This is a genomic window from Candidatus Accumulibacter necessarius (assembly GCF_036625085.1).
Window position 1 is genome coordinate 210,514 of sequence record NZ_JAZKUM010000003.1, and the last position, 14,164, is coordinate 224,677.

General features: G+C 62.2%; 11 protein-coding genes, 1 tRNA gene and 2 pseudogenes. 9 read left to right on the forward strand and 5 right to left on the reverse strand.

The features are described 5' to 3' along the window. The first annotated feature begins 14 nt into the window (after positions 1-14). The 5 genes and pseudogenes from V5B44_RS09115 (at position 15) to V5B44_RS09135 (ending at position 4,193) form a co-directional block, all read left to right on the forward strand. On the forward strand, positions 15-569 hold the full coding sequence (locus V5B44_RS09115; RefSeq protein ID WP_332358750.1) for a permease: 555 nt from the start codon (positions 15-17) through the stop codon (positions 567-569). Further along, positions 569-1,963 carry a sigma 54-interacting transcriptional regulator gene (locus V5B44_RS09120; protein ID WP_332359101.1) on the forward strand — a complete coding sequence of 465 codons (1,395 nt, stop codon included), beginning with the start codon at positions 569-571 and terminating at the stop codon, positions 1,961-1,963. Before V5B44_RS09115 ends, V5B44_RS09120 begins: the two co-directional genes overlap by 1 nt. Positions 1,964-2,336: 373 nt before the next feature. After that, complete coding sequence (locus tag V5B44_RS09125; protein ID WP_332358751.1) at positions 2,337-2,531, forward strand: hypothetical protein; 195 nt, start codon at positions 2,337-2,339, stop codon at positions 2,529-2,531. After that, positions 2,528-3,593: pseudogene (locus tag V5B44_RS09130) on the forward strand (ABC transporter permease). The gene V5B44_RS09125 and the pseudogene V5B44_RS09130 overlap by 4 nt, the downstream one beginning before the upstream one ends. Before the next feature lies 1 nt (position 3,594). Then, a pseudogene (locus tag V5B44_RS09135) lies at positions 3,595-4,193 on the forward strand (ATP-binding cassette domain-containing protein). A gap of 83 nt (positions 4,194-4,276) precedes the next feature. Here the strand turns inward: V5B44_RS09135 and V5B44_RS09140 are convergent. Next, the gene (locus tag V5B44_RS09140) at positions 4,277-5,461 is read right to left on the reverse strand and encodes an MFS transporter (RefSeq protein WP_332358752.1); all 1,185 of its coding nucleotides are present in this window, start codon (positions 5,459-5,461) and stop codon (positions 4,277-4,279) included. Positions 5,462-5,709: 248 nt separating this feature from the next. Between V5B44_RS09140 and V5B44_RS09145 the strand changes: the two genes are divergently transcribed. Then, positions 5,710-6,912, forward strand: a complete 1,203-nt coding sequence (locus tag V5B44_RS09145; protein WP_332359102.1) for an IS4 family transposase — start codon at positions 5,710-5,712, stop codon at positions 6,910-6,912. Between the two features lie 469 nt (positions 6,913-7,381). After that, a complete protein-coding gene (locus V5B44_RS09150; RefSeq protein ID WP_287655731.1) occupies positions 7,382-7,732 on the forward strand; it encodes a hypothetical protein in 351 nt (116 codons plus the stop codon). 436 nt (positions 7,733-8,168) lie between these two features. Here the strand turns inward: V5B44_RS09150 and V5B44_RS09155 are convergent, their stop codons facing one another. From V5B44_RS09155 to V5B44_RS09170, 4 genes are all read right to left on the reverse strand, one after another. After that, on the reverse strand, positions 8,169-8,486 hold the full coding sequence (locus tag V5B44_RS09155; protein ID WP_332358753.1) for a hypothetical protein: 318 nt from the start codon (positions 8,484-8,486) through the stop codon (positions 8,169-8,171). A 76-nt stretch (positions 8,487-8,562) separates the two neighbouring features. After that, positions 8,563-9,138 carry a DNA-3-methyladenine glycosylase I gene (locus tag V5B44_RS09160; protein ID WP_332359103.1) on the reverse strand — a complete coding sequence of 192 codons (576 nt, stop codon included), beginning with the start codon at positions 9,136-9,138 and terminating at the stop codon, positions 8,563-8,565. Positions 9,139-9,390: 252 nt separating this feature from the next. Then, complete coding sequence (locus tag V5B44_RS09165; protein ID WP_332358754.1) at positions 9,391-10,005, reverse strand: tyrosine-type recombinase/integrase; 615 nt, start codon at positions 10,003-10,005, stop codon at positions 9,391-9,393. A 147-nt stretch (positions 10,006-10,152) separates the two neighbouring features. Further along, positions 10,153-10,224: transfer RNA gene (locus tag V5B44_RS09170), tRNA-Arg, on the reverse strand. 250 nt (positions 10,225-10,474) lie between these two features. Between V5B44_RS09170 and V5B44_RS09175 the strand changes: the two genes are divergently transcribed. Then, entirely contained in the window at positions 10,475-12,391 is a 1,917-nt protein-coding gene (locus V5B44_RS09175) for an ATP-binding cassette domain-containing protein (protein WP_332358755.1), read from the forward strand. A 609-nt stretch (positions 12,392-13,000) separates the two neighbouring features. Further along, positions 13,001-14,140: a Fic family protein gene (locus V5B44_RS09180; RefSeq protein ID WP_332358756.1), complete on the forward strand. Its 1,140-nt coding sequence runs from the start codon at positions 13,001-13,003 to the stop codon at positions 14,138-14,140. The last annotated feature ends 24 nt before the right edge of the window (positions 14,141-14,164 follow it).

Below are 14,164 nucleotides of genomic sequence, written 5' to 3' on the forward strand. Positions count from 1 at the left end.
TGGGGGCGGACGCGATGATCGCCGCTCGCCCGCGCGGCCGCTGGCCTGGGCTGCTCGCCGCCGCCCTGCTCGCGGCCTGCGCCAGCGGGCCGGCGCCGGAGCTGGCGGCGTCGTCGCCCGTGACGGTGGCCAGGGTCGATGAGGCTGCCATGTTGCCGCTGCTCGGTTACCTGCAACTGCTGCAACAGATGTCGCCGCAGGAACTGCAACGGGAACGCAGCGTCCTGGCGGCCATCCCGCCAACCCCGGCGACGCAGGTTCGCCTCGCCATGGTGCTCGGGCAAGTGCGCGGCCCGGCCGATCTCGTCCGCGCGCTGGGCCTCCTCGACGCCGTGCTGAAGAGCAGGGAGCCGGCGGCAGCCAGCTTGCATCCGCTGACGCGGGCGCTGGCCAGTCAGTACCGGGAGCGGCTGAGGCTCGAGACGCAGAACGAAAAGCTCCTCCAGCAGTTGAAGGACAGCCAGCGCCGAAGCAGCGAACTGCAGGAGAAACTCGACGCGCTGACCGATATTGAACGCTCGTTGCCGGCGCGCCCGACGGCTGGCAGCAACGCGCCCGGAGGGCCATGATGAACCTTATCCCAAGAGCCCACGCCGCGCATGTCCTGGTCATCGACGACGACCTCGATCTGCTGCGACTGCTGTCGATGCGCCTGCACGCCCGGGGTTTCCGGGTATCGACGGCTGCCTCCGCCGAGGAAGGCCTGGCGCGCATCGCCGTCGAACCGCCGCAATTGGTCGTCAGCGACATTCGCCTGCCGGGCCAGGACGGGCTCGCCCTGTTCGACGAGATCCGCTCGACCCGACCGACCCTGCCGGTGATCCTGCTGACCGCCCACGGGACGATTCCCGACGCGGTGCAGGCGATGTCACGCGGCGTCTTCGGCTATCTCACCAAGCCTTTCGACAGCAAGGTGCTGCTCGAGAAGATCGAGCAGGCGCTGCAGCTCTCACCGGCCGCTGCCGGACACGAGACCGGCAGCGGCCAGGCCTGGCGAGAAGGCATCGTCTTCCGCAGCAGCCGTATGGCGGAACTGCTCGAGGAGGCTCGGGTGGTCGCGGCCTCGGACGCCAGCGTCCTCATCCGGGGTGAAAGTGGCACCGGCAAGGAAGTGCTGGCACGCGCCATCCACCGCGCCAGCCGACGCGCCCAGGCACCTTTCGTGGCCATCAACTGCGGCGCGATTCCCGAGCAGTTGCTCGAGTCGGAACTCTTTGGCCACGTCCGGGGAGCCTTTACCGGTGCCGCCAGCGCGCACCCCGGCCTGTTCCAGTCGGCCGACGGCGGCACGCTGTTTCTCGACGAAATTGGCGACATGCCGCTGGCGCTGCAGGTCAAACTGCTGCGCGTGCTGCAGGATCGGGCCGTGCGGCCAGTGGGTGCGACGCGCGCCGAGCCGGTGGACGTGCGCGTCCTTTCCGCCACCCACCGCGACCTCGAAGTCGCCATGGCCGAGGGCCTGTTTCGCGAGGATCTGTACTATCGCCTCGACGTCGTGACGCTGACGCTGCCGCGCCTCGACGAGCGGCGCGAGGATATCCCCTTGCTGGCGATCTGTTTCGTCCAGCAGCTGGCCAGAAAGTACGGCAAGCCGATCGCCGGCATCGCCCCGGAGGCACTCGAGACACTCGCCAGCGCTGCCTGGCCGGGCAACGTCCGCCAGCTCTACAACGTCGTCGAGCAGTCCTGCGCCCTGGCGACCACGCCGCTGATTCCGCTGACCCTGATCCAGCGCGCCCTGCGCGTGCCGACGATGGAAGCGCTGTCCTACGCCGAGGCAAAGCAGCGCTTCGAGCGCAACTACCTGGTGCAGCTTCTCAAGCTGACCGACGGCAACGTCGCCGACGCCGCCCGCATCGCCGACCGCAACCGCACCGAGTTCTACCGTTTGCTGCAGAAGTACGAACTGACGCCGGCGATGTTTCGCGGCGCGGCCGACGACGGCGGCGTGGTCGAGCGATGAAGGTCTGCGGCGCCCAACCTGTCGCTCTTCAGCGCCGACAGTGCCACTTTCGCCTTGAATGCCGGTGCGTGGTCCCGCCTCGTCCTTCTTGCCATACCCTTGCTCCTGTTCTGGCTGCCCCTCAAATCATGTCGATAGGCGGTTTTTCTTGCACGACTCGCTGCCGCACCTCCGATCGGACGACAGCGATGAAAATCCCTTTTCCCCTGCCACGGCAGGCCTGGTTTGCCGTCTTCGGCACGGGGTTGTTGCTTGCCTTGGGCTGGGTGACCACCACGAGCGGGTGACTTCTGCAGTCGCGTCGACGGCCAGTGCCGGTAGCGCACTGACGACGGCGCAAGCCCAGATGGACGGTGCGAAGAGCCGCTAGGCATTGGCTGCCAGCGAGGCGCGACGCTTTGCCGATTTGGGGCGTAAGGGCTTTGTCAGTCAGAGTGTGGTGGATGGCAAGTTACAGCAACAGCAATCGGCGGATGCCCAAGGTGCAGCCGCCGAATCCACGCTGACGAGTGCCCGGCAAGACCTGGCCCGCATCAAGGTTGCTTCATTGGGCGGAAAAGCGAAATGATCAGCCTCGCTGGTCGCGACATTCTGCATTCATGGAGCAAGCTTGTTCTCACTGGACTGGGTCTCGGCCTGCTCATTGGCGTTACTTTGACGATGGCCGGTGTCTATCGCGGCATGGTGGACGACGCGAAGGTGCTGCTCGACAATAGCGGCGCCGATTTGTGAGTGGTGCAAAAAGACACGCTAGGCCCCTATGCCGAGTCGTCCAGCATCCACGACGATGTGTATCGCAGCGTTCTCGGCATGCCCGGCGTGGCGCAGGCCGCCAATGTCACTTACCTCACCATCCAGGTGAGCAAAAGGCAGCACTGACGTACGCGCCATGGTGGTGGGCTTTGAGCCCGACCAGCCGGGCGAGGCGGGCTATCTGGTGGCGGGTCGGCGCGTCACCCGCAGTCGCTAAGAGGCGGTGGCCGATGTCAAAAGCGGGTTCGTCCTGGGTGACCGTATCAGTATCCGCCATCACGATTACCGCGTGGTCGGGCTCACCCGGCGCATGGTGTCCTCCGGCAGCGACCCAATGGTGTTCATCCCGCTCAAGGATGCCCTGGAAGCGCTATTTCTCAAGGACAACGACGCCATCGTAAACGAGCGCATCCGCACCGCCGCTACTCCCGCGCTCAACCGCCCTGGTGTGCCCGGCCTGCTGCACGCGCTTAACGCTTCGCAGCCCAGCAACCACAACGTCAAAGCGGTGCTGGTGCGGGTGGCCGATGGCCGCTCTGCCGAGATGATGGGGCGGGGTATCCACCGCTGGAAGCATCGGCAGGTCTTTGACCGCGAGCCGATGGAGGAGATTCTGGTCGCCAAGCTGATCGGCACCCATAACCGCACCATCGCCGGCATGATCCTGCAACAGGCGCTGGGCTTGGGGCTGATCGGATTCGCCGTCGGCAAAATCGCCGCCACCGTTCGGGGGCGGGCTTTCCCGCGATATGTGTTGCTCGAACCGGGCGATGCGCTGCGTGGCTTCGTCCTCGTGATGCTCGTCTGCACCCTCGCCAGCACCCTGGCGATACGCGCGGCGCTCAAGGTCGATCCGGCCACCGCCATTGGCGGCTGACATGGACCAAGGCGTCGGCATCCGCATCGAAGGCTTGAGCAAGCGTTGTGGCGCCGGCGAAACCGCCGTCGATGCGCTCAAGGAAGTGAATATGAGCGTCGCTCCCGGCGAGGTGGTCGGCCTCATCGGCCCCAGCGGCTCCGGCAAGACCACTCTGCTCAAATCCTTGGGGCGGTGATCGAACCGACGCGCGGCCGCATGACTCTGGGCGGCGACGTGATCTGCGACAACGCTTGGAAGATTTCCGACCTGCGGGAGCTGGGCCGGGATCGCATCGGCTTTATCTTCCAGGCGCCCTACCTGATCCCTTTTCTCGACGTGACCGACAATGTGGCGCTGTTACCCATGCTGGCGGGGCGGCCCAACGGGGAGGCTCGCGCCCGGGCGCTGGCCGGGATGCGCATCCTCAGCCAGATGGCCAGCGAATACCAGACGGCCATCATCGTCGTGACTCATCAAGAGAAAATCATCCCCACTTTCCGGCGCATCTACAACATCCGGGATGGGCGGACTTTTGGAAAGTGGGGGCAGGGCGGGCGCTGGAGTAATCGTGCAAAGGTAATCGCAGGAAGGCACTCGAGACGCCGACCATTGAGGTGAAAAAAGGAGACGAGGCTGGCCGACGAACGGCTGCAGCCAACACGAGGCTTCGACGCCGAAAACAGGATCATGGCACGAAACTGCTACGCCGCAGGTCGTCGCGCCGCATGCAGGACGATCGCCAGCAGCGCCAATGTGCCGAAACCCGCACCGGCAACAAAAGTGAAGCTTGCGCCAAAGCTGTCCCAGAGTAGCCCGGCCAAAGCGCTGGCCACCAGCATCGCCAGCCCGCTGACGAGATTGAAGAAGCCATAGGCAGTGCCACGCAGATCGGCAGGCGCCGTGTCGGCCACCATGGTCGCCAGCAGACCCTGGGTGACGCCCATATGCAGGCCCCACAGGGAGATGCCGGCCCAAACCCAGGCCCAGTGGTTGCTGTAGGCCAAGGCGACATCGGCAGCGATAAGAACTCCCAACCCCCAGGCCAGTAGCTGGCGGTGGCTCACTGAGTCCGACAGCTTGCCGAACGGGTAGGCGCTGACCGCATAAATCACATTCAAGCCGATCAGCACCAGCGGCGTAAAGGCGACAGGCAAACCGCCCTGCGCGGCGCGCAGAACCAGGAAGGCCTCCGAAAATCGTGCCAGTGTGAATACTGCGCCAATTCCCACCACCCACCAATAGTCTCCTGTAAGGCGACGTAGATTCTCGCGAGATATCGGATTGACACGCTTTTCGTCCTGATGACGTTCAGGCTCCTGTACGCCGAAGAACAGCAATGCAACGGCAAGCAAAGCCGGGATGATTGCCACCCAGAACACCGCCCGAAAATCGTTTGCCCAGGCGAGCATCAGCCCCATCGCCAGCAAGGGGCCAAGGAAGGCACCAATGGTATCGAGCGACTGGCGCAGGCCGAAAGACGCACCGCGTATTCCGGGCGGGGCAATGTCTGCGACCAGCGCATCGCGCGGTGCGCCACGGATTCCCTTGCCAAGGCGGTCGATTAGACGCGCGGCCACTACCAGCCCGGCGCCCCCGGCCAACGCGAACAGCGGCTTGGAGATTGCGCCCAAGCCGTAGCCGAGTATGGCCAGGGGCTTGCGTTTGCCCCACCAGTCGGAAAGCACGCCCGAGAAGACCTTTACGATCAATGCAGTCGCTTCGGCGGCGCCCTCTATCAGACCGATCGTCAAGGCGCTGACGCCGAGGACGGTAGTCATGAACACTGGCAACAGACTGTGAATCAGTTCCGAAGACACATCCATCAGCAGGCTGACGAAACCCAGAACCCAGACGGCAGGTGGAATTTTGTTGACGGGGTGGTTCAAGGGCACTGAATCTTGTCCTTTACGTTCCTGTGACGTTCTCGCGGGTTCGGTCGGGTTGGCCCGCCTTCGGGCCATCCTCACAACTTAGCACTTTCGGATAACTTTGATGGCGCTCCCAAAGCCGCGCAGGCGTTCGCGTTGCGGCGGGTGTAGTTGTGTTCCATAATCGCGGTGTAATCCATTGTTTATAAAAGACTATCACATGGCGGCCTGAATATTGGAAGATCCTTATATACCTGTCCAACTATCTGTTTTCACGCACGTTTCTCGAGGCGGCACGGATCAGATCCAAGCACTTCACCCGGCAGCGCACGCTGACGCTGCCGACCGTCGTGAGCTTCCTCCTCTCCGGCGTTCAGGGCGCCGTCCAGTCCGAACTCGATCAGTTCTTTGCCCACCTGCGCAATCGCGCCAACTCGGTGCGCGAGGTGACGGCGCAAGCGTTCTATCAGGCACGTTACCGGATCAACGCGTTGGTGTTTGGCGAGCTGAATCAGGAACTGATCCGTCTGGTGGAGAAGCACTTGCCGATCCCGCGGTGGCAGGGGCTGCGGCTGGTCGCCGCCGATGGCAGCGCGGTTCGTCTGACCTTGATGAAAGACGGCGTGCGGTCGATTGTCCAGGGGGTGGCTTTCGGCTTGTACTTGCCAGGCATTGAGCTCTTTCTCGACTTTCGGCTGTTCGAGCCGCTGTGCGATGAGCGCCAGATGCTCTTCGAGGCGATCGACAACCTGCGCGCCGACGATGTGCTGCTGCTGGATCGGGGCTTTCCCTGTCGTTGGCTGGTGTCGGCGCTGACCGCACGCGGGATCCCCTTTTGTATTCGTTGCGATTTGTCGCGAGGATTCAAAGCGGTCCGTGAGTTCATGCGCTCCGGGCAAAGCGAGACGCAGGTGGTCTTGCGGGCGCCGGATGCCCGTGATGCCGCAGACTATGAGTGTCCGGCGACGCCGACCACCGTTCGGCTGGTGCGGGTGGCGACGCCGACTGGACGAGTGCATGTGGTGATGACTTCGCTGCTTGATCCAGTGGCTTTCCCGGTCGCCGCGTTTGCCGACCTTTACCATGGCAGGTGGCGGATCGAGGAGGCATTTAAACGGATCAAGAGCCGGCTTGGTCTGGAGCATACCTCGGGTTTGTCCTGGCACGCCGCGCATCAGGATTTCGGGGCGAAGGCGGTCTTCGACAACCTCAATGCGCTCGCCGCCTATGTCGCCACGGATGCGCTCATCGATCCGGATTCGCCCTACAAGATCAACCGAACCCTGGCCATCGACAAGATCAAGCGGCAGATCGGCCGCTGGTTGCTCACCACTGCCGCTACTCCACGTCGCCTCAAACCGTTGCTTGAAGAGCGTCCCTTGAATCTCCAGAAGCTCGTTCCCCATCGCTCGCGACCTCGAAAGCCGCAGCCCAAACCACACCGATCTCATGCCTATAAGCCTACATGACAAAATGCTAAGTTGTGAGGATGGGGTGAGAACCTGGGGTGATTGAGTTTCGTGCCAACCGAAATGTGCTGGGCAACCCTCAGATCCGAATATCCATAACGGAAGTCTTTGGTGAATTGAGCCACTTTCGCCGAGAGCGACCTCTGGCAATCGATAGATGTCGAATTGCGTGGCTTCGCGACCAATGTCCGAGTCGAGCTATGGGGGACATCGCCCGTTGTGTCTGAGCCTATCCGTCCCGCCTAGCAGGTTGGCACCGGCGCCGCATCGGAGAAGCGCAGCAGCCCTATCCGAAATGGAGGCGCGGTCTGTGCTGTCTCCGACATAGATTCAAAGGGGGTGTGCCTCGGGCGGTAGGGTAGTGAAACGGATGGTGTTCCTGGGCAACATGTGGTAGCTGTGTGGCAATCTTCTTTGCGGCTATCCTCTATCCTGCTAGAGTCGAGTACTACGGGCGAAGGAGAACACGATGGCCGGTTTTGAGAACTACGTTGAAGAAGCAAAGGAGATTGAGCTAGAAATTGAGCGGAAGGGAATTGTTCTCGGTATCGACTGGACGAATGACGTCCAGGTGCGTGCTCTGGCAAAGGAAGCGCTTGACCAGTCCGCTGCCGAGATCAAACTTTCCGCTTCCAGCCCTATCGACCGCAAGCTCATGGCTAAGGTTGATCTGTTCGGTCTTGCCGGCATCATGCTCAAGACGATGGAGGAATGTGCTGGTGTGGGATTCGAATGCCACGGAGGCCCAGCCTGGAAGGCGTTTGGCAAAGCCCTTTGGGCTGAAGTCGAACAGCGCAAATCACAGGAGGCCATTCCCTAGCAGTGCGCGCCGTGGCTGTAATGGGTAGCCCCCGAGAGGGAACGGGTGACGGTGGCCAAGAAAGGACCCGAACCGTCCATCTCCCGGCTGGGACATCAGCACCCGCGCCTAGCCAGGCCTCACTCATCTGCCTCCGTGAGAGAAATACAGCTTGAGCCAATGAAACGGATTCTCGCCATACAACTCACAGGAAATGCAAAGCGGTTTGAAAGTGAAATGGCGCTGTCGGAAACTAAGAGCGGAGCCCTGGTTCGCTACCGTGCTGAGATTGTTCCTGATTCGAGCATCGCACGATATTCGGTGGCCCCTTTGTTCAGCATGAGACCGAAGAGCAAGTCGCCTCACTTGCCGCAGAAGTGATACGGTGCAAGGACCAGTAGCCGTTTGCGCAGTTGCGCCTGTCGCCGTCACACCGGTCGTTTTGGCGCAACTGCGCTTATGCCCCCATCAGCGCGACGAAGTGTCGCGCCTCCATCACCGCCCGGCGACATCTTCTATTCTGGCATCCCGATTCTTCTCGATGACGTTGAAGGCCGAGCGCCCTCGCTCGACAGTCACAGATCAAGCCGCCCAGTGCCATGAGACAGGTCACCGAATCCACCCATTCCTGCAACCGGAAGTACTGGACCGCAATGGCCACGCCACCGATCGCGGTGACCACGGTGCTGATCAGTCCGACAGCCCACTCGCGCGTCGAGCGCGGCGTCGTCATCAAGATGACCAGGATGGTGGCGAGCAGGGCGCAGCCTGCCACGCAGGTAGCAAACCATGAACACCGACCTTGGCCTATGAAAAGTCAGCCAAGCTGTTCGCGCGAGCGACAGGAAGAATCACCTGCGCAAGCGACCTTTGACTTCTCCGTGACGCGGGCACGTGGTCAGATGGTCGTTAACCATGCCAGCCGATTGCATTAACGCATAGCAAATCGTCGAACCAACGAACTTGAACCCGGCTCGACCCAAAGCCTTACTCATAGCGTCCGACCGTGTCGTCCTGGCCGGTACCTCTGCCATTGAAGTCCATTGATTCTGAATCGGTAAGTCATCAACGAAGCGCCAAAGAAAAGCGCTGAACGACTGTCCATCGTCTGTGAGAGCCAGGTACGCTTTGGCGTTCTGGATGGCTGCGGCAACCTTGGCGCGATTTCGGACGATCCCCGAATCTGCCAACAGTGCTGCAACTCTTGCGTCGTCATACTCGGCAATCTTGACAGGATCGAAACCATCGAAAGCACGCCGATAGTTTTCTCTTTTTTTCAGGATCGTCGCCCACGACAAACCGGCCTGCGCTCCTTCCAGGATCAGCAACTCAAAAAGCGACCGATCATCGTAGAGCGGTACGCCCCATTCGGAATCATGGTATTCACGGTAAAGGTCAAAACCTTCGCACCAAGGGCAACGTTCCATCGACATCAACTCAGCGGACAAAGAGTCAGTCTACTGCCAAGAGTCCAGGAATTGCCTTTTCTTCCCTTGGCAAGCTGGGACGCGCCCTGGGCCGATTCCAGCGCGACATCCGCCATCGTGAAACTGGGGCCACGCCCGTCACTTCCACGAGACCGCTCACCGACGGATCTTGCTCTAGCCAGTAGACGCAACTAAGCTTTAAGTATTGGTTTTTATTGAAGAAAAATCCAGTGCCGCAAAAGCGGCGGCTGCCTACACGGCGCGCTTGTCGGCTTTGGCCGTGAGTGGGAAGGAAAGGCCGATGGCGTCGAGGATTTTGGCCTGTTGATCGTCCGGGCGTGGCAGATGCCTGTGACGCTGACCGTTGGGGTCGGTGCTGTAGAGATAGGTCAATCGTCCGAGGGCTCCGCGCGCCTCGACTTTGCGAAGCATTGCCAGTACCTCGGGGGGCTTGATGTCATTGATTGATCGGGCACCGATTGTGGGGAGCGCATCGGCTTCGAGCGAACGGATTACCTCAATTGCAAAGCTTTCCACCAGCGACGCCTTTTGCAAGGCATACCACCGGCGCGCCACCACTTCGAATGTGTTTCCGCTGAGCTTTCGCTGCTCGCCTGGATCTATCGCATGCGCCAGCAGCTTGTGCGCATCGTCGCTGCGCACCCGCGCCTCCTTGAGCGTGATCTCGGGGTACTTTCGGAGGGCAATGAGCTTTTCCTTGTCCGCGAACGGGTACTTGAACAGCCACAGCTTTCCGCCGGCCGGCGTTACGAGGAGGAACAAGCCCCGCTGTCGAACAGCTTTACTGGTCGCTCGCTGGGTTTGGCGGCTCGGACCGCGGTGTCTGAGAGTGGCATCGTACCCCAAGAGGTGTTCGCGTACCCCGAGTTATACCCCAGTCAGGTGCGGATGCCCGTGGACTTTCCGATATCGAAGTGGACCAGAAATCTTGTATGACCATCTGAATACATTGGAGGTTTTGATTTCTGCGGACTACTTCGGACTCCCGGAAAGTCCCCTCGACAGGAATCGAACCTGTATCCCACGCTTAGGAGGCGTGTGCACTGTCCATTGTGCTACGAGGAGTCGGGCGCGTATTGTAGCCGCTGCCCCCGAATTGCGCCAATTCAACGCGGCTGAGACGGCGCTGCCCGGGCATTCGCCTCGGCATTTGCCTGGTAACCCGCGGCCATCGCTCCGATGCTCTCGCATTGGGCCTCTGGCGCTTCGCCAGCCGCGGTAGAATCGCGCCCTGCGGCCGCAGGCAAGCAGCGGCCGGCGCTCGCGGCGCGTGCAGCCGTCGACGTTACCCACCTCCACGGAAGCGACAACGCCCATGCCGTACCTGATTCTCTCTGACGCCTCGCTGGCTTTTGGCCACGTGCCGCTGCTTGACCATGCGGATTTCCAGCTCGACGCTGGCGAAAGGGTGGCGCTGATCGGCCGCAACGGCACCGGCAAGTCCTCGCTATTGAGCGCGCTCGCCGGTTGTGGTGGGCTCGACGATGGCAAGGTCTGGCTGCAGCCGGGCCTGCGCATCGGTTACGTTCCCCAGGAGCCGCCGTTTGACCCCGATCTGACGGTTTTCGAGGCTGTCGTGGCTGGCATGGGCGAGCTGTCGGCCTTGCTGGCCGAGTACCATGCGGTGTCGCACGCACTCGGGGAGCCCGGTGCCGAGCAGGAAAGACTGCTTGAGCGCATGCACGCGCTGCAGACGGAACTCGAATCGCGGCAGGCGTGGTCGTTCGAGGCGCAGGCCGAGCGCGTCATTCAGCGCTTCTCGCTCGATGCCGACAGCCTGGTCGGCACCCTGTCCGGCGGCCAGAAGAAGCGCCTCGCGCTGGCCCAGGCACTGGCGATTTCACCCGAGCTCTTGCTGCTCGACGAGCCGACCAACCACCTTGATGTCGCAGCCATCGAGTGGCTGGAAGAGATGCTCGTCAGCTCGGGCGTGACGCTGGTGTTCATCACCCACGATCGCCGCTTTCTCGAACGTGTCGCCACCCGCATCGTCGAACTGGACCGCGGCAGCCTGCTTTCCTGTCCGGGCAGCTTCAGCGAGTATCAGGCCCGCAAGGAGGCGATGCTGCACGACGAGGCGCTGAACAACGCCCGTTCGGACAAGTTTCTCGCCCAGGAGGAAGTGTGGATCAGGCAGGGAATCAAGGCCCGCCGGACACGCAACGAGGGCCGCGTGCTGCGGCTCGAACGTCTGCGCCGGGAGCGGGCGGCAAGGCGGGAGCGACAGGGAAAGGTCGAGCTGGCGGTCGATGCCGGCGACCGAAGCGGCAAGGTGGTGGCCTCGCTGGAGAACGTCAGCAAGTGTTTCGGCGACAAGGTCGTGGTGCGCGACTTCTCCTGTCGTATCCAGCGCGGGGACAAGATCGGCATCATCGGCGCCAACGGTGCCGGCAAGACGACGCTGCTCCGCCTGATCCTCGGTGAACTGGCGCCGGACAAGGGCAGGGTGGCGCTCGGGACCAAGGTACAGGTCGCCTATTTCGACCAGTTCCGGAGCCAACTCGATGAACAGGCGACGCTGATCGATGTCATCTCGCCGGGATCGGATTTCGTCGAGATCGGCAACCAGAAGAAGCACGTGATCAGTTACCTCGGTGATTTCCTGTTTGCCCCGCAGCGCGCGCGTTCGCTGGTCAGTTCGCTGTCCGGCGGTGAGCGCAACCGCCTGCTGCTGGCGCGCCTGCTGGCGCGCCCGGCCAATGTGCTGGTGCTTGACGAGCCGACCAACGATCTCGACATCGAGACGCTCGAGCTACTCGAGGAACTGCTGCAGGATTACAGCGGTACGCTGTTCCTGGTCAGCCACGACCGCGCCTTCATCGACAATGTGGTGACCCAGACGATTGCGGCTGAAGGCGACGGCTGCTGGCGCGAATACGCCGGCGGCTATCACGACTGGGCCGACTATCAGGCCGCTCGGCGCAAGGAAGAAACGCCACCAGCGGGCGCAGGCAAGCGTGGTGACCAGCGCCCGGCAGAGCCGGCAAAGCCGGGTCGGCAGAAAGCGACCGCGGGCGGCAAGCTGTCGTGGAAGGAGACGCACGAACTGGCCGAACTGCCGCAGCGCATCACGGCCCTCGAAGCGGAACAGAAGGTGATCGCCGAACGCCTGGCCGATCCGGCCCTGTACCAGACGCAGCCGCAGGAAGCCCAGCGGCTGTCGGCGCGCCTGGGCGAAATCGATGACCAGCTGCTGGCCCTGCTCGACCGCTGGGAAGCGCTCGAGAGCTGACCGGAGGTCGTGGGCGGCAGTACCGTGCGGCTGGCCGCCAGTATGTACCCGAACGCCATGGTCCGGCACAAGATCCCGGGGGGCACCGAGCGGCATGGCTTTCAGCGCCTCGGGCTGTGCTCGCCGGAAGAGGTCTTTGGCATCGTCGTGCATGGTCGTGGGGTCAAGCATGGTCGTGGTTGTGGGGCAGGTCTTTCTTCTTTCCTCGGAAAACCATCAGCGCGGTCTTGCTTTTTGCTTCGGAGTGGGCTAAGAGCGAATGCGCTGCATGTTCTCGCTCCATCACGGGAAAGTAGGGAATCGAAGCGCTGCGGGGTGTTGCGAACCATTGCGAACTCAATCGAAAAGCCTGCCGGATTGTAGATCTGCAAGCAGGTTTTCTGGTCATGCTGGTCGCCGGGAACGGGCATCAAGTTCGTCTGCTTTCTGGGGCCACTTCAATTCCCGAAACCGGAATCGAATCCGTGTCCGTTGCTCCAACCAAGAGTACGCCCATTTACACTCAATTCAGAGGGGACAGCCCATCGTGCGGCGAATGGCGACATCTATCGCCGCACAATATGCGGTGAATAACTTGCGTATGCGGAGAATGCTGTTCATAATCTCCGCATGAATAGCGGAGATTACAAATACATCTGGCAGGCCGGTGACTGGCCAAACTGGCACTTCGACCTGGCGGCACTCGCGGGGCCCATGGCAGAGGTGAGTCGTGCCCAAGGGCTCTTGATGGGGCGTCTGGCGGACGTGGGCATGGCGCTGCGCGATCAGGCAAGCTTGGCCGCGCTCACCGAGGATGTGGTCAAGACCAGCGAGATCGAGGGCGAGCAGCTCAATGTCGCATCCGTGCGATCAAGCATCGCCCGCAAGCTGGGCGTAGACATTGGCGCGCTCGCCCCGGTGGATCGCCACGTCGAAGGCGTGGTCGAGATGGTGCTCGACGCCACTGCCAACTGCGATGCGTCGGTGTCGCGAGAGCGGTTGTTCGGCTGGCATGCCGCATTGTTTCCCACCGGATATTCTGGCCTTGCCATGATCAAGGTCGGCGGCTGGCGCGACGATGCCAATGGTCCGATGCAAGTGGTGTCCGGCCCCATCGGTCGGCAGCGGGTGTATTTTGAAGCGCCGCCCGCCGATCGTCTTGAAGCCGAAATCAGCCGCTTCCTCGACTGGCTGAATGGTCCAGCGAGTGAACCGCCGCTGCTCAAGGCGGGCCTCGGCCACCTGTGGTTCGTCACTCTGCATCCGTTCGACGACGCCAATGGCCGGATTGCACGGGCCATCGGCGATCTGCTGCTGGCCCGTGCCGATGGCAGTCCCCAGCGGCTCTACAGCTTGTCGGCGCAGATCCAGCGGGAGCGCAAGGCCTACTACGATATCCTGGAGCGAACCCAGAAAAGTTCGCTGGATGTCACCGAGTGGCTTGCATGGTTCCTCGACACGCTCCATCGCGCCGTCGATCAGGCAAAGCACACGCTCGACGCCGTACTGGCCAAGGCGCGGTTCTGGCAGCGCTGGGCGACCACGCCATTGAATGAGCGGCAGGTGAAGTTGCTCAACAAGCTGCTTGATGGCTTCGACGGCAAACTCACGAGCAGCAAGTGGGCGGCCATTGCCAAGTGCTCGCCGGACAGTGCCTTGCGCGACATCAACGACCTGCTGGCGCTGGGCGTGCTGCGGAAGTCGCATGCGGGTGGCCGCAGCACAAGCTACGTGTTGGATGAGCATCCAACTTGGAGCGAGCATGAATAGAGATGGCAGCGACGTCGATTTCCT